This is a genomic window from Burkholderia sp. AU30198 (genome assembly GCF_020419825.1).
Taxonomy (GTDB): Bacteria; Pseudomonadota; Gammaproteobacteria; order Burkholderiales; family Burkholderiaceae; genus Burkholderia.
The window spans coordinates 1-18,759 of the sequence record NZ_JAIZSA010000040.1; the positions used below are offsets into that span (position 1 = coordinate 1).

13 protein-coding genes, 1 tRNA gene and 1 pseudogene are annotated in these 18,759 nt (G+C 61.2%); all 15 read right to left on the reverse strand.

The features are described from left to right. Positions 1 to 563, reverse strand: a 563-nt coding sequence (locus LGN19_RS38995) for a GTP-binding protein (RefSeq protein WP_176017106.1), incomplete at its 3' end; no start/stop codon positions are given. Positions 564 to 602: 39 nt separating this feature from the next. Beyond that, on the reverse strand, positions 603 to 2,705 hold the full coding sequence (fusA, locus tag LGN19_RS39000) for an elongation factor G (protein WP_122944197.1): 2,103 nt from the start codon (positions 2,703 to 2,705) through the stop codon (positions 603 to 605). 123 nt (positions 2,706 to 2,828) lie between these two features. After that, entirely contained in the window at positions 2,829 to 3,299 is a 471-nt protein-coding gene (gene rpsG / locus LGN19_RS39005) for a 30S ribosomal protein S7 (protein ID WP_006477195.1), read from the reverse strand. 172 nt (positions 3,300 to 3,471) lie between these two features. Continuing rightward, entirely contained in the window at positions 3,472 to 3,852 is a 381-nt protein-coding gene (gene rpsL, locus LGN19_RS39010; RefSeq protein WP_006400662.1) for a 30S ribosomal protein S12, read from the reverse strand. A 226-nt stretch (positions 3,853 to 4,078) separates the two neighbouring features. Continuing rightward, the gene (gene recQ, locus LGN19_RS39015; RefSeq protein ID WP_226220175.1) at positions 4,079 to 5,926 is read right to left on the reverse strand and encodes a DNA helicase RecQ; all 1,848 of its coding nucleotides are present in this window, start codon (positions 5,924 to 5,926) and stop codon (positions 4,079 to 4,081) included. A 321-nt stretch (positions 5,927 to 6,247) separates the two neighbouring features. Further along, positions 6,248 to 10,492, reverse strand: coding sequence for a DNA-directed RNA polymerase subunit beta' (gene rpoC, locus LGN19_RS39020; RefSeq protein ID WP_122944195.1), 4,245 nt, complete (start codon positions 10,490 to 10,492; stop codon positions 6,248 to 6,250). Positions 10,493 to 10,513: 21 nt separating this feature from the next. Further along, the gene (gene rpoB / locus LGN19_RS39025; RefSeq protein WP_122944194.1) at positions 10,514 to 14,620 is read right to left on the reverse strand and encodes a DNA-directed RNA polymerase subunit beta; all 4,107 of its coding nucleotides are present in this window, start codon (positions 14,618 to 14,620) and stop codon (positions 10,514 to 10,516) included. A gap of 377 nt (positions 14,621 to 14,997) precedes the next feature. Further along, on the reverse strand, positions 14,998 to 15,372 hold the full coding sequence (rplL, locus tag LGN19_RS39030; protein WP_011350669.1) for a 50S ribosomal protein L7/L12: 375 nt from the start codon (positions 15,370 to 15,372) through the stop codon (positions 14,998 to 15,000). A gap of 63 nt (positions 15,373 to 15,435) precedes the next feature. Then, positions 15,436 to 15,933: a 50S ribosomal protein L10 gene (gene rplJ / locus LGN19_RS39035; RefSeq protein WP_038715103.1), complete on the reverse strand. Its 498-nt coding sequence runs from the start codon at positions 15,931 to 15,933 to the stop codon at positions 15,436 to 15,438. A 308-nt stretch (positions 15,934 to 16,241) separates the two neighbouring features. After that, on the reverse strand, positions 16,242 to 16,940 hold the full coding sequence (gene rplA / locus LGN19_RS39040; protein WP_006482906.1) for a 50S ribosomal protein L1: 699 nt from the start codon (positions 16,938 to 16,940) through the stop codon (positions 16,242 to 16,244). Next, positions 16,941 to 17,372, reverse strand: coding sequence for a 50S ribosomal protein L11 (gene rplK / locus LGN19_RS39045; protein WP_006477201.1), 432 nt, complete (start codon positions 17,370 to 17,372; stop codon positions 16,941 to 16,943). 142 nt (positions 17,373 to 17,514) lie between these two features. Beyond that, positions 17,515 to 18,072, reverse strand: coding sequence for a transcription termination/antitermination protein NusG (nusG, locus tag LGN19_RS39050; RefSeq protein WP_006400672.1), 558 nt, complete (start codon positions 18,070 to 18,072; stop codon positions 17,515 to 17,517). A 1-nt stretch (position 18,073) separates the two neighbouring features. Continuing rightward, positions 18,074 to 18,454 carry a preprotein translocase subunit SecE gene (secE, locus tag LGN19_RS39055; protein ID WP_006482892.1) on the reverse strand — a complete coding sequence of 127 codons (381 nt, stop codon included), beginning with the start codon at positions 18,452 to 18,454 and terminating at the stop codon, positions 18,074 to 18,076. Between the two features lie 43 nt (positions 18,455 to 18,497). After that, a tRNA-Trp gene (locus LGN19_RS39060) sits at positions 18,498 to 18,573 on the reverse strand. A gap of 59 nt (positions 18,574 to 18,632) precedes the next feature. Then, positions 18,633 to 18,759 (reverse strand): annotated as a pseudogene (locus tag LGN19_RS39065) (elongation factor Tu); the annotation flags it as partial.

Here is an 18,759-nt window from a genome sequence, read left to right on the forward strand (position 1 = left end):
TCGCCCAGCTCGCCCGTGTCGCCTTCCAGCGCCAGCTTCGCCGAACCCTTCACGATCGGCGTGTCGTCGCCCGGGAAGTCGTACTTCGACAGGAGTTCGCGAACTTCCATCTCGACCAGCTCGAGCAGTTCAGCGTCGTCCACCATGTCGCACTTGTTCAGGAACACGATGATGTACGGAACGCCAACCTGACGTGCCAGCAGGATGTGCTCACGCGTCTGCGGCATCGGGCCGTCAGCTGCCGAGCAAACCAGGATCGCGCCGTCCATCTGCGCTGCGCCCGTGATCATGTTCTTCACATAGTCAGCGTGGCCCGGGCAGTCGACGTGTGCGTAGTGGCGGTTAGCCGTTTCGTACTCGACGTGTGCCGTGTTGATCGTGATGCCGCGCGCCTTTTCTTCCGGTGCCGCGTCGATCTGGTCGTATGCCTTCGCTTCGCCGCCGAACTTCTTCGTCAGAACCGTCGTGATCGCTGCCGTCAGCGTCGTCTTGCCGTGGTCAACGTGACCAATCGTACCAACGTTCACGTGCGGCTTGGTCCGCTCGAATTTACCTTTTGCCATGATTCTCTTCTTTCAAAAATAATCGATTGTGATAACGAATTACTTCGTCTTCGCGCTGATGATCGCTTCTGCAACGTTCTTCGGAGCTTCAGCGTAGTGCTTGAATTCCATCGTGTACGTTGCGCGACCCTGCGTCAGCGAACGCAGCGACGTCGAGTAGCCGAACATTTCCGACAGCGGCACTTCGGCGCGCACGATCTTGCCGCCGCCAACCATGTCGTCCATGCCCTGGATGATGCCGCGACGACCCGACAGGTCGCCCATCACGTTACCCATGAAGTCTTCCGGCGTTTCCACTTCCACGGCCATCATCGGCTCGAGCAGAACCGGATCCGCACGACGCATCGCTTCCTTGAACGCCATCGAACCGGCCATGCGGAACGCATTTTCGTTCGAGTCGACGTCGTGGTACGAACCGAACGTCAGCGTGACCTTCACGTCGACAACCGGGAAGCCAGCCAGCACGCCGCTCTTCAGCGTTTCCTGGATACCCTTGTCAACCGACGGGATGTATTCACGCGGAATCACGCCGCCCTTGATCGCGTCGACGAACTCGTAGCCCTTGCCCAGTTCGCTGCGCTCAAGCGTAATGACCGCATGGCCGTACTGACCACGACCACCCGACTGCTTGACGAACTTGCCTTCGACGTCCGCGGCCGACTTGCGAATGGTTTCGCGGTATGCCACCTGCGGCTTGCCGACGGTCGCTTCCACGCCGAATTCGCGCTTCATCCGGTCGACCAGAATTTCGAGGTGGAGCTCGCCCATGCCCGAAATGATGGTTTGACCCGATTCTTCGTCGGTCTGCACGCGGAACGACGGATCTTCCTGAGCGAGACGGTTGAGCGCCAGGCCCATCTTTTCCTGGTCAGCCTTCGTCTTCGGCTCGACGGCCTGCGAAATCACCGGCTCCGGGAAAATCATGCGTTCGAGCACGATCGGATGTGCCGGATCGCACAGCGTGTCGCCCGTGGTCGCTTCCTTCAGGCCGACCGCAGCAGCGATGTCGCCTGCGCGAACTTCCTTGATTTCTTCGCGCTGGTTCGCGTGCATCTGCAGAATACGGCCGAGACGTTCCTTCTTGTCCTTGGTCGCATTGAGCAGCGTGTCGCCCGAATTGACGACGCCCGAGTAGACGCGGAAGAAGATCAGCTGGCCGACGAACGGGTCGGTCATGATCTTGAACGCGAGTGCCGAGAACTTCTCGTCGTCGGACGCACGGCGTTCCGTCTTCTCGCCATTTTCGAGTTCACCCGTAACCGGCGGGATGTCGATCGGCGACGGCAGGAAATCGATCACGGCGTCGAGCATACGCTGCACGCCCTTGTTCTTGAATGCGGTACCGCACAGCATCGGCTGAATTTCGCACGCGATCGTACGGTCACGCAGACCCTTCAAGATTTCGGCTTCGGCCAGGTCGCCCGCTTCGAGATACTGATTCATCAGCTCTTCGCTCGACTCGGCAGCCGCTTCGACCATCTTTTCACGCCATTCATTGCACGTGTCGACGAGTTCCGCCGGGATGTCCACGTAGTCGAACTTGGTACCTTGCGATGCCTCGTCCCAAATGATCGCCTTCATCTTGATCAGGTCGACGACACCCTTGAAGCCTTCTTCCGCACCGATCGGCACCACGACCGGAACCGGGTTCGCCTTCAGGCGCAGACGGAGCTGGTCGTAGACCTTGAAGAAGTTCGCGCCGGTACGGTCCATCTTGTTGACGAACGCGAGACGGGGCACCTTGTACTTGTTCGCCTGGCGCCACACCGTTTCCGACTGCGGCTGCACGCCGCCCACTGCGCAATACACCATGCATGCGCCGTCGAGCACGCGCATCGAGCGCTCGACTTCAATCGTGAAGTCGACGTGGCCCGGGGTGTCGATGATGTTGATGCGGTGTTCCGGACGGTCGCCGGCCATGCCCTTCCAGAAGGCGGTGGTAGCAGCGGACGTGATCGTGATGCCACGCTCCTGTTCCTGCTCCATCCAGTCCATCGTGGCTGCGCCGTCGTGGACTTCACCGATCTTGTGGTTCACACCGGTGTAAAACAGAATGCGCTCGGTCGTCGTCGTTTTGCCGGCGTCGATGTGAGCGCTAATACCGATATTGCGGTAGCGCTCGATAGGAGTCTTGCGAGCCACTTTGATCCTCTACTGGGATGACACGATGCAGCGCCGCTGCATCGTGCTTCAACACAAACGGGCGAGGCGCCTGAAAAGCGCACCCGCCCGGAATTTATTTCCGCTAAAAGCCCAGCCAGGCGCTTAGAAACGGAAATGCGAGAACGCGCGGTTGGCTTCTGCCATGCGGTGAACTTCGTCGCGCTTCTTCATCGCGCCGCCACGGCCTTCGGCCGCTTCGGAGAGTTCACCTGCCAGGCGCAGGGCCATCGACTTCTCGCTACGCTTCTTCGCAGCCTCACGCAGCCAGCGCATCGCCAATGCCATACGACGCGACGGGCGCACTTCGACCGGAACTTGATAGTTGGCACCACCAACGCGACGGCTCTTCACTTCGACCACCGGCTTGACGTTGTTGAGCGCAACCGTGAACACTTCCAGCGGGTCCTTGCCACCCTTGGTCTGGATTTGTTCGAATGCGCCATAAACGATGCGCTCTGCGACCGACTTCTTGCCGGACAGCATCAGCATGTTCATGAACTTGGCTACATCAACGTTACCGAACTTCGGATCCGGCAACACTTCCCGCTTGGGGACTTCGCGACGACGCGGCATGATTCTTCCTTTACTTGTTCAGTTGGAGCTGGTTCCAGCTCCGCGGCCACCAACAAACCCGATCACATCTTCACGACTAACCAGCTTGGCCGGGTGACCACTTACTCGACAGCACCGGCAATCCGGCACTCCCGCCTTGACCGCCCTGCGGCGATCCCTGATCAAAAACTGCTTACTTGGCAGCCTTTGCACGCTTCGCGCCGTACTTCGAGCGCGCTTGCTTACGGTCCTTGACGCCCTGGGTATCCAGCGAGCCGCGAACCATGTGGTAACGCACACCCGGCAAGTCCTTCACACGGCCGCCACGGATCAGCACAACCGAGTGTTCCTGCAGGTTGTGGCCTTCACCGCCGATGTACGAAATCACTTCGAAGCCGTTCGTCAGACGAACCTTGGCGACCTTACGGAGTGCCGAGTTAGGCTTCTTCGGCGTCGTCGTGTACACACGGGTGCACACGCCGCGACGCTGGGGGCAGTCCTGCAGGGCCGGGCTCTTGCTCTTCGTCGTTTCCGACTGACGGCCTTTGCGAACCAGTTGGTTGATGGTTGGCATTGTTTATTCCTGAAATTGAACAAAATCTGCGCATCGATTTCGGGCAAAGCGAGAATCGGCGCACAGTTGACTTCCGAACCGGCGAAACGGGGCGAACTTTCGAACGCAACTCGTCCCACCGAATACCGGAACCCAGCATCATATTCCGGAAATACCAACTAAGTCAACGGCTTGCGTGATCCGCCAGCCGGACGCGTGGTTTACCGGAAGGGTCGGAACGCCTGTGTCAGGCCGACTCGACGACGTCGATGATCTCGTCGCCGAAGCGCTCCAGCTTGCGCACGCCCATGCCGGGGATATGGCGCAGGTCGTCGATCGACTCCGGCGCGTTGCGTGCGATCTCGGCGAGCGTCGCGTCGTGGAAGATCACATAGGCCGGCACGCCGTCCGTCTTCGCCGTTTCCGCACGCCATGCGCGCAGTGCATCCCACCGCGCGCGCTCACGCGTGCCCATGCCGGCCGTCGGATCGACGCGCGTACCGCTGCGGCTCGACGACTGGCGCGTACGCTGCGGCTTCACGTAGCGGCGCAGCGTGACCTTCTCCTCGTTCTTCAGCACGGGCTTCGCGGCCTCGGTCAGCACGAGCGCGCCGAAGCCGCCATGATCGACGGCCAGGTAGCCGTACGCGACGAGCTGCCGGAAAATCGCGCGCCACTCCGGCTCCGACAGCGACGCGCCGATGCCGAACGTCGTGAGCTGGTCGTGGCCGCGCTGCAACACCTTCTCGGTGCGCCCGCCGCGCAGGATCTCGATCAGGTGGCTCGAGCCGAAATTGAAGCCACTCGCGCGCTGCGCACGGAACACACACGACAGCGCCATCTGCGCCTCACGCGTGGCGTCCCACGAATCGGGCGGCTCGAGGCACGTGTCGCAGTTGCCGCACGGCTTGCTCTCCTCGCCGAAGTAGTTCAGCAGCCGCACGCGACGGCACGAGATCGTCTCGCACAGCCCGAGCAGCGCGTCGAGCTTCGACGTCTGGACGCGCTTGTGCGCAACGTCCGCATCGGACTCGTCGATCATCTTGCGCTGCTGGACGACGTCGCCGAGACCGTACGCCATCCACGCATTCGCGGGCATCCCGTCGCGGCCGGCGCGGCCCGTTTCCTGGTAGTAACCTTCGACGCTCTTCGGCAGATCCAGGTGCGCGACGAAGCGCACGTCCGGCTTGTCGATGCCCATGCCGAACGCGATCGTCGCGCACATGACGATGCCTTCCTCGCGCTGGAACATTTCCTGGTGCTTCTGCCGCACCTCGAACTCCATCCCTGCGTGATACGGCAGCGCTCGCACCCCCTGCGCCTTCAACCATTCGGCCGTTTCCTCGACCTTGCGGCGCGACAGGCAATAGACGACGCCTGCATCCGTCGTACCGTCGGCATTCGTGTGTTCGGCGCGGATGAAATCGAGCAGCTGCGAACGCGCGTTGTCCTTTTCGACGATCCGGTAGCGGATGTTCGGGCGGTCGAAGCTCGACACGAACACGCGCGCGTCGTCGAGCGCGAGACGGTGGATGATCTCATCGCGCGTGATCGCGTCGGCCGTGGCGGTCAGCGCGACGCGCGGCACCGACGGAAACCGCTCGTGCAGCACCGACAGCTGGATGTATTCCGGGCGGAAGTCGTGCCCCCATTGCGACACGCAGTGCGCTTCGTCGATCGCGAACAGGCCGATCTTCGCGCGCTCGAGCAGGTCGAGGAAGCGCCCCGTCATCAGCCGTTCCGGCGCGACGTACAGCAGGTCGATTTCGCCTTCGCGCAGCGCGCGCTCGGTCGCCGCGGCCTCGGCGCCCGACAGCGTTGAATTCAGGTATGCCGCGCGCACGCCCACTTCCCTCAGTGCGGCGACCTGGTCCTGCATCAGCGCGATCAGCGGCGACACGACGATGCCGGCGCCCTGCCCGGCCTCGCGGCGCAGCAGCGCCGGGATCTGGTAGCACAGCGACTTGCCGCCGCCGGTCGGCATCAGCACGAGGCAATCGCCGCCGCCGGCGACGTGTTCGACGATCTCGCCCTGCTGGCCGCGAAATGCGGGATAACCAAATACTTCGTCGAGGATTTCGAGGGCGCGGGACATGAATGAGGGCAGAGACGGCTAAACGATGACCGCAATTTTAACAACCCGCTCGCGCGACGCGTGGCGAATCGTGCGGTTTTGGCCGATTGGCCAGGATTCGTTCGCGCGCATGACGGGCCTGCCAAGGCCGCGGAGCGAGTGATTGCGATGGCTGCGGCGGCACCTGCAGCCAGGCGACGCCTGGCTCGCAAGCGACCTCCGGCGGCACGGCGCAGGCCCGTCATGCGCGTGAACGACAGATGAAAAAAAACCGCCCGGCAGAACCGGGCGGTTTCGATGACAGCGATGACAGCAAGGCAAGGCGGCTCGCGCCGCCCGCACTTACTCGGCTGCCGGGTGTTGCTGCGGCTCTTCTGCCGGCGCGCTCGGCGTGCCGAAGTCGAACGATTCTTCCGCTGCGATCTGGTCGAAACGCTCGCGATCCGACGATTCCTTCGCCTTGCGTGCCTTGTGGAACGCGAGACCCGTACCGGCCGGAATCAGACGGCCGACGATCACGTTTTCCTTCAGGCCGCGCAGATCGTCGCGCTTGCCCATGATCGCCGCTTCGGTCAGCACGCGGGTCGTTTCCTGGAACGATGCCGCGGAGATGAACGAGTCGGTCGACAGCGATGCCTTCGTGATACCGAGCAGCACGTTGTCGTACGAAGCCGGACGCTTGTCGTCGGCGATCATGCGATCGTTCTCGTCCAGCATGTCGGAACGCTCGACCTGTTCGCCCGGGATGAAGCGCGTATCGCCGTTGTCGGTGATCTGCACACGACGCAGCATCTGGCGAACGATCACCTCGATGTGCTTGTCGTTGATCTTCACGCCCTGCAGACGATACACGTCCTGCACTTCGTCGACGATGTAGCGCGACAGTGCCTCGATACCCTGCAGACGCAGGATGTCGTGCGGATCGGCCGGACCGTCCACGATCATTTCGCCCTTGTTGACGACCTGAGCATCGTGAACCAGAACCTGCTTTTCCTTCGCGATCAGGAACTCGTGCTGGTTGCCCTCGAGATCCGTGATGACGAGACGCTGCTTGCCCTTCGTGTCCTTACCGAACGACGTCGTACCGGTGACTTCCGCGAGAATGCCGGCATCCTTCGGCGAACGCGCTTCGAACAGTTCCGCCACCCGCGGCAGACCGCCGGTAATGTCACGCGTCTTCTGCGCTTCCGTCGGGATACGTGCGAGCACTTCACCGACCTGCACTTGCTGACCGTCCTTCACGGTGATCAGTGCGCCGACCTGGAAGCCGATCTGCACCGCATGCTCCGTGCCCGGGATCTTCACTTCGTCGCCGTTCGCGTCGAGCAGCTTCACCTGCGGACGCACGCTCTTCGAAGCCTGCGAACCGCGGCGCTTCACGTCGATCACGACCAGGGTCGACAGACCGGTCACGTCGTCGATCTGCTTCGCGACGGTCACGCCTTCCTCGACGTTCTCGAACTTCACCGTACCACCGTACTCGGTGATGATCGGACGCGTCATCGGATCCCACGTCGCGAGTTGCGTACCGGCCTTGATGGTCACGCCATCGAGCTGCAGCAGCGTCGCGCCGTACGGCACTTTGTGACGCTCGCGCTCGCGGCCGAAGTCGTCGGTGATCAGCGCCTCGCCCGAACGCGAAATGACGATCTGCTCGCCCTTCGCGTTGGTGACGTAACGCATCGTCGCCGTGAAGCGGACGATACCGTTGCTCTTCGCTTCGACCGACGAAGCCACTGCCGCACGCGATGCCGCACCACCGATGTGGAACGTACGCATCGTCAGCTGCGTGCCCGGCTCACCGATCGACTGTGCCGCGATCACGCCGACTGCTTCGCCGACGTTCACGAGCGAGCCGCGGCCGAGGTCACGGCCGTAGCAGGCTGCGCACAGGCCGTAACGCGTTTCGCAGGTCAGCGGCGTGCGCACGCGCACTTCGTCGATGCCGAGGCGTTCGATTTCCTCGACCGCCGTTTCGTCGAGCAGCATGCCCGATTCGTACACCGTTTCCTGCGTTTCCGGGTTCACGACGTCCGCGACCGCAACGCGGCCGAGGATACGGTCGCGCAGCGCTTCGACGACTTCACCGCCTTCGACGAGTGCCTTCATTGCCACGCCGTTCGACGTGCCGCAATCGTCTTCCACCACGACCAGATCCTGCGTGACGTCAACGAGACGACGCGTCAGGTAACCCGAGTTCGCGGTCTTCAGTGCCGTATCAGCCAGACCCTTACGTGCACCGTGGGTCGAGATGAAGTACTGCAACACGTTCAGGCCTTCGCGGAAGTTCGCGGTAATCGGCGTCTCGATAATCGAGCCGTCCGGCTTCGCCATCAGGCCACGCATACCGGCCAGCTGACGAATCTGCACCGCCGAACCCCGGGCGCCCGAGTCGGCCATCATGTAGATCGAGTTGAACGATTCCTGGCGCGTTTCGTTGCCGTCGCGGTCCGTCACCGGCTCCGTCGACAGCTGCTCCATCATCGCCTTGCCGACCGCTTCCGACGTTGCCGACCAGATGTCGACCACGTTGTTGTAGCGTTCCTGCGCGGTGACGAGACCCGACATGTACTGACGGTCGTACTCCTTCACCTTCTTCGCGGCGTCGCCGACGATCGTTTCCTTCTGCGGCGGCACGAGCATGTCGTCCACGCAGATCGAGATGCCGGCACGCGTCGCGAGACGGAAACCCGACTGCATCAGCTGGTCGGCAAACACCACCGTCGCACGCAGACCGCACTTGCGGAACGCCGTGTTGATCAGGCGCGAGATTTCCTTCTTCTTCAGCGGCTTGTTCAGCACCGAGAACGGCAGGCCGTGCGGCAGGATCTCCGACAGGATCGCGCGACCGACGGTCGTCGCGTACAGCGAGATCTTCGGCACGAATTGCGGCGCGCCTTCCGACGTGTCTTCGTTGTGGACCATTTCGGTGATCCGCACGTTGACGCGCGAGGCCAGCTCGACTTCCTTGTTCTCGTACGCGCGGAGCACTTCCGACACGCCGGTGAACGACAGGCCTTCGCCCTTCGCATTGACCGCTTCGCGGGTCGCGTAGTACAGACCCAGCACGATATCCTGCGACGGCACGATCGACGGATCGCCGTTAGCCGGGAACAGCACGTTGTTCGACGCCAGCATCAGCGTGCGTGCTTCCATCTGCGCTTCGAGCGACAGCGGCACGTGAACAGCCATCTGGTCACCGTCGAAGTCGGCGTTGAACGCCGCGCAGACGAGCGGGTGCAGCTGGATTGCCTTACCTTCGATCAGCACCGGCTCGAACGCCTGGATACCGAGACGGTGCAGCGTCGGCGCACGGTTCAGCATCACCGGGTGCTCGCGGATCACCTCTTCGAGGATGTCCCACACCACCGGCGTCTGGTTCTCGACTTCCTTCTTCGCAGCCTTGATGGTCGTCGCGACGCCCATCACTTCCAGCTTGTTGAAGATGAACGGCTTGAACAGCTCGAGCGCCATCAGCTTCGGCAGACCGCACTGGTGCAGCTTCAGCGTCGGGCCGACCACGATGACCGAACGGCCCGAGTAGTCGACGCGCTTGCCCAGCAGGTTCTGACGGAAACGACCGCCCTTACCCTTGATCATGTCGGCGAGCGACTTCAGCGGACGCTTGTTCGCGCCCGTCATCGCCTTGCCGCGACGACCGTTGTCGAGCAGCGAGTCGACGGCTTCCTGCAGCATCCGCTTTTCGTTGCGGACGATGATTTCAGGGGCCTTCAGCTCGAGCAGACGCTTCAACCGGTTGTTACGGTTGATCACGCGGCGATACAGGTCGTTCAGGTCCGACGTCGCGAAACGGCCGCCGTCCAGCGGCACGAGCGGACGCAGTTCCGGCGGCAGCACCGGCAGCACTTCGAGGATCATCCACTCGGGCTTGATGCCCGAGCGCTGGAATGCCTCGAGGACCTTCAGGCGCTTCGCGTACTTCTTGATCTTCGCTTCCGAGCCGGTGTTCTTCAGCTCGGTGCGCAGCGTCTCGACCTGCTCGTCGATGTTGATCGCGCGCAGCAGTTCACGCACGCCTTCCGCGCCCATTTCGGCACGGAATTCGTCGCCGTATTCCTCGACCTTGTTGTAGTAATCCTCTTCGGTCATGATCTGCCGCGCCTTCAGCGGCGTCATGCCCGGTTCGATCACCACGTAGGCTTCGAAGTACAGCACGCGTTCGATGTCGCGCAGCGTCATGTCGAGCACCATGCCCAGACGCGACGGCAGCGACTTCAGGAACCAGATGTGAGCGACCGGCGAGGCCAGCTCGATATGGCCCATCCGTTCGCGACGCACCTTCGCCAGCGTCACTTCGACGCCGCACTTCTCGCAGATCACGCCGCGGTGCTTCAGACGCTTGTACTTGCCGCACAGGCACTCGTAGTCCTTGATCGGCCCGAAGATCTTCGCGCAGAAGAGACCATCGCGTTCCGGCTTGAACGTACGGTAGTTGATGGTCTCCGGCTTCTTCACTTCACCGAACGACCACGAACGGATCTTGTCCGGCGAGGCCAGACCGATCTTGATCGCGTCGAAAACTTCTTCCTGTTGGACTTGCTTGAATAGATCGAGCAGAGCTTTCATTGCTTTCTCTCCGTAGTCCGATTAATTGCGGTCGAGATCGATGTCGATACCGAGCGAGCGGATTTCCTTCACGAGCACGTTGAAGGATTCCGGCATGCCTGCATCGATCACGTGATCGCCCTTGACCAGGTTTTCATAAACCTTGGTACGGCCGTTCACGTCGTCCGACTTCACCGTCAGCATTTCCTGCAGCACGTAGGACGCGCCGTACGCTTCGAGTGCCCACACTTCCATTTCACCGAAACGCTGGCCACCGAACTGCGCCTTACCACCCAGCGGCTGCTGCGTGACGAGCGAGTACGGGCCGGTCGAACGCGCGTGCATCTTGTCGTCGACCAAGTGGTGCAGCTTCAGGTAGTGCATGTAGCCGAGCGTCACGCGACGTTCGAACATTTCGCCCGTGCGGCCGTCGTACAGGCGGACCTGGTTCTTCGACGGGTTCATGCCGAGTTGTTCCGCGATGTCGTCCGGGAACGCGAGGTTGAGCATCTTGCCCATTTCTTCCTCGGTCGCACCGTCGAACACCGGCGTTGCAAACGGCACGCCTTCGCGCAGGTTCTTCGCGAGTTCGAGGATCTCGTCGTCGGTGAAGCTTTCCAGGTCTTCCTGGCGGCCCGAGTCGTTGTAGATCTTCGTCAGGAACACGCGCATTTCCTCGATCTTCGCCTGACGCTGCAGCATTTCGCCGATACGCCAGCCGAGGCCCTTTGCGGCCCAGCCGAGGTGCACTTCCAGAACCTGACCCACGTTCATCCGCGACGGAACGCCCAGCGGGTTCAGCACGACGTCTGCCGGACGGCCATCGGCCATGTACGGCATGTCTTCGATCGGAACGATCTTCGACACGACACCCTTGTTACCGTGACGGCCTGCCATCTTGTCGCCAGGCTGCAGGCGACGCTTGACCGCGAGGTACACCTTGACCATCTTCAGCACGCCCGGCGGCAGTTCGTCGCCTTGCGTGAGCTTCTTGCGCTTCTCTTCGAACGCGAGGTCGAACTGGTGACGCTTTTCTTCGATCGAGTTCTTGATCGCTTCGAGCTGCGCCGCTGCTTCGTCGTCCGCGAGGCGGATGTCGAACCAGTGGTAGTGGTCGAGGTCTTCCAGGTAAGCCTGGTCGATCTTCGTGCCCTTCGCGAGCTTCTTCGGACCGCCGTTCGCGACCTTGCCCACGAGCATGCGCGCGAGACGCTGGAACGCGTCGCCTTCCACGATGCGCAGCTGGTCGTTCAGGTCGAGACGATAGCGCTTCAGTTCGTCGTCGATAATCTGTTGCGCACGCTTGTCGCGCTGGATGCCTTCACGCGTGAACACCTGGACGTCGATCACGGTGCCGCTCATGCCCGACGGTACGCGCAGCGACGTGTCCTTCACGTCCGAGGCCTTCTCGCCGAAGATCGCGCGCAGCAGCTTCTCTTCCGGCGTCAGCTGGGTCTCGCCCTTCGGCGTGACCTTGCCGACCATCACGTCGCCTGCTTCGACTTCCGCACCGATGTACACGATGCCCGATTCGTCGAGACGGCCGAGCTGGACTTCAGCCAGGTTCGAGATGTCGCGCGTGATTTCTTCCGGCCCGAGCTTCGTGTCGCGTGCAACGACGTTCAGCTCTTCGATGTGGATCGACGTGTAGCGATCGTCCGCAACGACCTTCTCCGAGATCAGGATCGAATCCTCGAAGTTGTAGCCGTTCCACGGCATGAACGCGATCAGCATGTTCTGGCCGAGCGCGAGCTCGCCCAGGTCCGTCGAGGCGCCGTCGGCCAGCACGTCGCCGCGCGAGACCTTGTCGCCCATTTTCACGATCGGACGCTGGTTGATGTTCGTGTTCTGGTTCGAACGCGTGTACTTGATCAGGTTGTAGATGTCGACACCGACTTCACCTGCGACTGCTTCGTCGTCGTTCACGCGAATCACGATACGGCCTGCGTCGACATAGTCGACGACGCCGCCACGGAACGCCTGAACCGTCGTACCCGAGTCGACCGCACAAGTGCGCTCGATGCCCGTACCGACGACCGGCTTTTCCGGACGCAGACACGGCACGGCCTGACGCTGCATGTTCGAACCCATCAGTGCACGGTTCGCGTCATCGTGTTCAAGGAACGGAATCAGCGAAGCTGCCACCGACACGATCTGCGACGGCGCAACGTCCATGTACTGGATACGGTCCGGCGTGACCATCATCGTTTCGCCGGCTTCACGCGACGACACGAGTTCGTCGATCAGCTGGCCGTTCTCGTCGATCGCGGCGTTTGCCTGCGCGATCATGTAGCGGCCTTCTTCGATCGCCGACAGGTAGTCGATCTGGTCGGTCACCTTGCTGTCCACGACCTTGCGGTACGGCGTCTCGAGGAAGCCGTACTCGTTCAGGTGCGCATACAGTGCGAGCGAGTTGATCAGACCGATGTTCGGACCTTCCGGCGTTTCGATCGGGCACACACGGCCATAGTGAGTCGGGTGCACGTCACGAACTTCGAAGCCTGCGCGTTCGCGCGTCAGACCACCCGGGCCCAGTGCGGAAACACGGCGCTTGTGCGTGATTTCCGACAGCGGGTTGGTCTGGTCCATGAACTGCGACAGCTGCGACGAACCGAAGAACTCGCGGATCGCCGACGAAATCGGCTTCGAGTTGATCAGGTCGTGCGGCATCAGGTTTTCGCTTTCGGCCTGGCCGAGGCGTTCCTTGACCGCGCGCTCGACACGCACGAGACCCGCGCGGAACTGGTTTTCCGCCAGTTCGCCGACGCAACGCACGCGACGGTTGCCGAGGTGGTCGATATCGTCCACTTCGCCCTTGCCGTTGCGCAGCTCGACGAGGATCTTGATCGTCGCGAGGATGTCGTCGTCCTGCAGCGTCATCGGGCCGGTGATTTCATCACGGCTGACGCGGCGGTTGAACTTCATGCGGCCGACCTTCGACAGGTCGTACGCTTCTTCGCTGTAGAACAGACGGTTGAACAGTGCCTCGACCGCTTCTTCGGTCGGCGGCTCGCCCGGACGCATCATGCGGTAGATCGCGATGCGCGCGGCCGTCTTGTCGGTCGTTTCGTCGACACGCAGCGTCGACGAGATGTACGGGCCCTGGTCCAGGTCGTTCGTGTAGAGCGTCTGGATGTCCTTGATGCCCGCTTCGCGCAGCTTCTCGAGCACGCTTTCCGTGACTTCGTCGTTCGCGCTCGCGATCACTTCGCCGGTATCGCCGTCGACGACGTTCTTCGCCAGCACGCGGCCGAGCAGATAGTCTTCCGGCACCGAGATGAACTTGGTCTTCGCGGCTTCGAGGTCGCGAATGTGCTTCGCGTTGATCCGCTTGTCCTTCTGGACGATGACCTTGCCATCACGATCCGTGATGTCGAAACGCGCGACTTCACCACGCAGGCGCTCGGGCACGAACTCGAGTTGCGCGCCTTCGTCCATCAGCGTGAAGTTGTCGAACACGAAGAAGTTCGCGAGGATCTGTTCCGGCGTGAGGCCGATGGCCTTCAGCAGGATCGTGACCGGCATCTTGCGGCGACGGTCGACGCGGAAGTACAGGATGTCCTTCGGGTCGAATTCGAAGTCGAGCCACGAGCCGCGGTACGGAATGATCCGTGCCGAGAACAGCAGCTTGCCCGAGCTGTGCGTCTTGCCCTTGTCGTGTTCGAAGAACACGCCCGGCGAACGGTGCAGCTGCGAGACGATGACACGCTCGGTGCCGTTGATGACGAACGAGCCCGTCGGCGTCATGAGCGGCATTTCGCCCATGTACACTTCCTGCTCTTTCACTTCCTTGACGACCGGCTTGTTCGGCGATTCCTTGTCGAGGATGACAAGGCGGACCTTCGCACGCAGCGCGGAGCAGTACGTCAGGCCACGCTGCTGGCATTCCTTGATGTTGAATGCCGGCGAGGACAGCGCATAGCTCACGAACTCAAGGCGCGCGAAACCGTTGTGCGAAACAATGGGAAATACCGATGTGAACGCGGCCTGCAAACCTTCAGGCTTGCGTTGTGTGGCCGGCACATCGGCTTGCAGAAACGTGCTGAATGATTCAAGCTGGGTAGCCAGCAAGAACGGAACTTGGTGAACGATGGGGCGCTTCGCGAAACTCTTGCGAATGCGCTTCTTCTCGGTGAAGGAATATTGCATACGATCTCCGAATCACGGCGGGTGCTATCGAGGCGGAATACCTTGACGTTTCAAACCCGAGTGTTCACCGACTGAGACCCGATGGCCGTTCGACGGCTTGAACGAGCCGAGAAGCTTGGTGGTTGGCCGCTACCAACCGCTGGCTGACGGCAGCGGATGCCTGTGTTGCCCGCTACCCGACCAAACTTGCCTTCTGCAGTCGCTTCAGAAGACAAAGAGAACCGCCATTCGTGACCAATGACAACGATCAGGCGGTTTTCTTTGGCTTCTGGGGCCGATTATTCGGGCTCCCGAATGAGTGCCAGAATAACGTCCCCACAAAGCACAAAAAGGCCGGCGGTGAAAATACCGCCAGCCTTCGCGCAGCGAGCCGAAACTTACTTGATTTCGGCCTTCGCGCCTGCGTCTTCCAGCTTCTTCTTGGCTTCGTCAGCAGCAGCCTTCGGCACCGCTTCCTTGACGGGCTTCGGTGCGCCGTCAACCAGGTCCTTCGCTTCCTTCAGGCCCAGGCCCGTCAGTTCGCGAACTGCCTTGATGACTGCAACCTTGTTGCCGCCTGCTTCGAGCAGCATGACCGTGAATTCGGTCTGCTCTTCAGCAGCAGCAGCAGCGCCGCCGCCTGCCGGGCCAGCGACTGCCACTGCAGCTGCCGACACGCCAAACTTCTCTTCGAATGCCTTGACCAGTTCGTTCAGTTCCAGAACGGTCATCCCTTCGACTGCTGCCAGGATGTCTTCTTTTGCGATTGCCATTTGAAATACTCCTAAATTGAATTCGGATACAGCCAGCGATCAATGACGCTGATGCACGTTCGATTACGCAGCTTCCGCTTGCTTCTTCTCGGCCAGCGCGGCCAGAGCGCGCGCGAAGCCCGAAACAGGCGATTGCATAACGAACAGCAGCTTCGAGAGCAGTTCTTCGCGGCTCGGGATGCTTGCCAGCGCTTGCACGCCAGCCTTGTCCATCACCTTGCCATCGAACGAACCAGCCTTGATGACCAACTTGTCATTGCTCTTGCTGAAGTCGTTGACGACCTTAGCAGCAGCAATTGCATCTTCCGAGATGCCGTAGATCAACGGGCCAGTCATCTGCTCTGCCAGCGGAGCAAACGGCGTACCTTCAACAGCGCGACGCGCCAGCGTGTTCTTCAACACGCGCAGGTAAACCTGTTGCTCACGCGCTTTCGCGCGCAGCTTGGTCAGATCGCCAACCGCAATTCCACGATACTCAGCCAGCACAACGGTCTGGGCCTTCGCGACTTGCGCGGCAACCTCAGCGACGACGGCTTGCTTGTCTTCTCTATTAAGCGGCACGGTTAGCCTCCAGAAACGATACGTTCGGCGCGGCCGGCATGGCCGAAACCTCACGTACCTCGTTCAACAACGGCGTCCGACCTCGTTAGGAGTATTTCCACCTCACGCCGGGAATCGCTTCACGGCCTGCGGCTTCACCACTGCAAAACTTTTTCGGGTTCGCCATCTGCGTTGGCTTGAATTAAGGGATCACCTGACTGCTGCGCCCCACCAACGGTCTTTGATAACCGGTTGTTCGCCCTGCTGCACGAACAACCGCCCAAAGCCCATGTAGGCCGCTTCGCGAACGAAGCGGCCCGAATACTTGCTTACTGTGCTGCCAGCGTAGCCTGGTCGACACGCACGCCGACGCCCATCGTGCTCGACAGTGCGATCTTGCGCAGGTAGACGCCCTTGCTCGTTGCCGGCTTAGCCTTCTGCAGCGCTTCGATCAGCGCCGACAGGTTCGAACGCAGTGCGGTCGGCTCGAACGATGCACGGCCGATGGTCGCGTGGATGATACCGGCCTTGTCGACACGGAATTGCACCTGACCAGCCTTCGCGTTCTTGACGGCGGTTGCGACGTCCGGCGTGACCGTACCGACCTTCGGGTTCGGCATCAGGCCGCGCGGGCCGAGGATCTGACCGAGCGTACCGACGATACGCATCGTGTCCGGCGAAGCGATCACGATGTCGAAGTCCATCTGGCCAGCCTTGATCTGCTCTGCCAGGTCTTCCATACCGACGATTTCCGCGCCTGCTGCACGCGCTTGTTCAGCCTTCTCGCCTTGCGCGAACACAGCAACGCGAACCGACTTGCCCGTACCTGCCGGCAGAACGACCGAACCACGAACGACCTGGTCCGACTTCTTCGCATCGATGCCGAGCTGGACTGCGACGTCGATCGACTCGTCGAACTTCGCGCTCGCGCATTCCTTCACGAGGCTCAGTGCGTCTTCGATCGCGTACAGCTTCTGACGATCGACCTTGGCGGCAAATGCCTGACGGCGCTTGGAGATCTTAGCCATTTACACGCCCTCCACAGTGATGCCCATCGAGCGTGCGCTACCAGCGATGGTGCGAACGGCTGCGTCCAGATCAGCTGCCGTAAGGTCCGGCATCTTGGTCTTCGCGATTTCTTCGGCTTGAGCGCGCGTGATCGAACCGACCTTGTCGGTGTGCGGCTTGCTCGAGCCCTTGTCCACCTTCGCCGCCTTCTTGATCAGGACGGTCGCCGGCGGCGTCTTCATCACGAACGTGAAGCTCTTGTCAGCGAATGCCGTGATGACCACCGGCACCGGCAGACCCGGCTCCATGCCTTGAGTCTGCGCGTTGAACGCCTTGCAGAACTCCATGATGTTCAGGCCGCGCTGGCCCAGTGCCGGACCGACCGGCGGCGACGGGTTGGCTTTACCTGCAGGGATCTGCAGCTTGATAAAGCCGATAATCTTCTTTGCCATTTGTGAACCTCATTGGAACGCCAGAGAAGGCGTTCGGTGAGTAATAACGCGCTTTCGCCACTGGCTACTGACGCTCCTCAACGGCCATGACGCGGGCCGTAAGCGCGAAGGTGGGCAGCCGAGGCTGCCCACCGAATCGGGATCAAACTTTTTCGACCTGGCCGAACTCGAGTTCGACCGGAGTGGATCGGCCAAAGATGGTGACCGACACACGCACGCGCGATTTTTCGTAGTTGACTTCTTCGACGGTGCCGTTGAAGTCCGTGAACGGGCCTTCCTTGACACGCACCATCTCGCCGACTTCGAACAGGGTCTTCGGGCGCGGCTTTTCGACGCCTTCCTGCATCTGCGACATGATCTTTTCGACTTCCTTCGGGGAAATCGGGGTCGGGCGGTTACGTGCACCGCCGACGAAACCGGTGACCTTCGCGGTGTTCTTCACGAGGTGCCACGTTTCGTCCGTCATTTCCATCTCCACCAGCACGTAGCCAGGGAAGAAACGACGCTCGGTCACAGCCTTGTGGCCGCCTTTGACTTCGACCACTTCTTCGGTCGGAACCAGGATCTGACCGAATTTGTCCTGCATGCCAGCACGTTCAATGCGCTCTTGAAGCGCGCGTTGCACGCTCTTCTCCATACCGGAGTAGGCGTGCACGACGTACCAACGCTTTCCGCTCGGGGATGCCGGAGTATCGCTCATATCATTTCCAACCCAGAATCGCCGAGAAAATCACCCATTCGATCGATTTGTCACTCAACCAGAGGAAAATCGCCATCACGAGCACGAAACCGAACACGACGAGTGTGGTTTGCGTTGCTTCCTTGCGGGTGGGCCAAACGACCTTCCGGACTTCCTTGTACGAATCCTTGGCAAAGGCGATGAGGCTCTTGCCAGGGGCGGACATCAGCCCGACGGCCACGCCGGCGATGATACCTACCGCCAACGCGGCACCGCGGACATACCACTGCTGATTGGCCAGCCAGAAGAAGCCCACGAATCCGGCCAAGACCAGCAATACGCCCAGGGCCAGCATCAGCTTATCGCCGGAGGTATTTACAGTTTCGACGGATGGATTCGCCATAACACCTTAAAACAAATGCCACGTAGGACACGTGGCTATTTTTTGGCAGGGGCAGAGGGAATCGAACCCCCAACCTTCGGTTTTGGAGACCGACGCTCTGCCAGTTGAGCTATACCCCTAAACCATGCTGGGGCTGGCTGTTGCCAGCCCCAAAACTGTCGATCAACGAATAACTGGCTTACTCGATGATCTTGGCGACGACGCCGGCGCCGACCGTACGGCCGCCTTCGCGGATTGCGAAGCGCAGACCTTCTTCCATCGCGATCGGAGCGATCAGCTTCACCGTGATCGACACGTTGTCGCCC

Bases quoted from the DNA above. Each gene is read 5' to 3' on its own strand.
- rpsL (WP_006400662.1), bottom strand. From the start codon at position 3,852: ATGCCAACCATCAACCAACTGGTTCGCAAAGGCCGTCAGTCGGAAACG.
- recQ (WP_226220175.1), bottom strand. From the start codon at position 5,926: ATGTCCCGCGCCCTCGAAATCCTCGACGAAGTATTTGGTTATCCCGCA.
- rplA (WP_006482906.1), bottom strand. From the start codon at position 16,940: ATGGCTAAGATCTCCAAGCGCCGTCAGGCATTTGCCGCCAAGGTCGAT.
- rpoB (WP_122944194.1), bottom strand. From the start codon at position 14,620: ATGCAATATTCCTTCACCGAGAAGAAGCGCATTCGCAAGAGTTTCGCG.
- rpsG (WP_006477195.1), bottom strand. From the start codon at position 3,299: ATGCCGCGTCGTCGCGAAGTCCCCAAGCGGGAAGTGTTGCCGGATCCG.
- rplL (WP_011350669.1), bottom strand. From the start codon at position 15,372: ATGGCAATCGCAAAAGAAGACATCCTGGCAGCAGTCGAAGGGATGACC.
- secE (WP_006482892.1), bottom strand. From the start codon at position 18,454: ATGGCGAATCCATCCGTCGAAACTGTAAATACCTCCGGCGATAAGCTG.
- rplK (WP_006477201.1), bottom strand. From the start codon at position 17,372: ATGGCAAAGAAGATTATCGGCTTTATCAAGCTGCAGATCCCTGCAGGT.
- nusG (WP_006400672.1), bottom strand. From the start codon at position 18,072: ATGAGCGATACTCCGGCATCCCCGAGCGGAAAGCGTTGGTACGTCGTG.
- rpoC (WP_122944195.1), bottom strand. From the start codon at position 10,492: ATGAAAGCTCTGCTCGATCTATTCAAGCAAGTCCAACAGGAAGAAGTT.